The organism is Actinoplanes sp. NPDC051633, assembly GCF_040681735.1.
Taxonomy (GTDB): Bacteria; Actinomycetota; Actinomycetes; order Mycobacteriales; family Micromonosporaceae; genus Actinoplanes.
The window spans coordinates 1-1,009 of sequence record NZ_JBFAZH010001858.1 but is presented as its reverse complement, the minus strand read 5'-3'; the positions used below and the strand labels follow the sequence as shown (position 1 = coordinate 1,009).

General features: G+C 69.5%; 1 protein-coding gene. It reads right to left on the bottom strand.

The features are described from left to right. Positions 1-112: 112 nt before the first annotated feature. A partial coding sequence (locus AB0M20_RS45695) for an MFS transporter (protein ID WP_364307954.1) occupies positions 113-1,009 on the bottom strand: 897 nt, incomplete at its 5' end.

The window sequence follows — 1,009 nt, the reverse complement described above, 5'->3', positions numbered from 1 at the left end:
CCTCACGGTCGCCTACAAGCGGAACGGGGGCACCACGCCGCAGCTCTACCGTGCCGGCCGGCCGAAGCGGCCGCCCGGCGGTGCTGCCGTCCGGCCGGCAGCGGCGGGATCCTCAGTGCATCAGCACCGCGGCGTCGGCTCGGTCGCCACCGCCCGGGTCGCCGGTCTTCGCGGCCTGACGCTTGCGCGGCAGGAACGCGATCGGGATGAACGTCGCCAGCACCAGCACGAAGCCGACCCAGAACGTCGCGGCGAACGAGTCGGCCACGAACTCCAGGCCACGCTCGAGGATGTTCGGCGGCACCGGCAGGTTGGCGCCCTGCTGGCTGGCGATCGCCGCCCCCGCCTCGGTGATCTGCTCGCCGGTGCGCGGGTTGGTCAGGCCCGGGATCGGCTCTGAGCCGTTGAGCCGGCTGGTCAGGATGACCGACATGATCGCCGAGCCGATGGACCCGCCGATCTGCTGGAGGATGTTCACCAGCGTCGAGCCGCGCGCCACCTCCTGGCTGGTCAGCGTGCGCAACGCCGAGGTCATGATCGGCATCATCGTGCCGCCCATGCCGAGGCCCATGACGAACAGCGAGCCGCACAGCAGCAGGTACGACGTGTCGGTGCCGACCTGGGTGAACGTGAAGAACCCGGCGGCGATGAGCGTCATCGCGAACGGCACCGTACGCCCGACCGGGATCTTGTCGGCCAGCATGCCCGCGATCGGCATGGTGACCATCGCGCCGATGCCCTGCGGCGCCATCAGCAGGCCGGCGTGCAACGTCGACTCGCCGCGGACCTGCAGGAAGTAGCTCGGGAAGAGCAGCCCGGCGCCCATGAAGGCGATGATGAACACGAACAGGGAGATCGACGAGACGGTCAGGTTGCGGTTGCGGAACAGCCGCAGGTCGAGCAGCGGGTGACGCGGCTTGAACGAGTACAGGACGAAGCCGACGACCAGGATGGCGCCGATCAGCATCGTGATCCACACCTTCGGCGCGGTGATGGTGCCGGTCTCGGG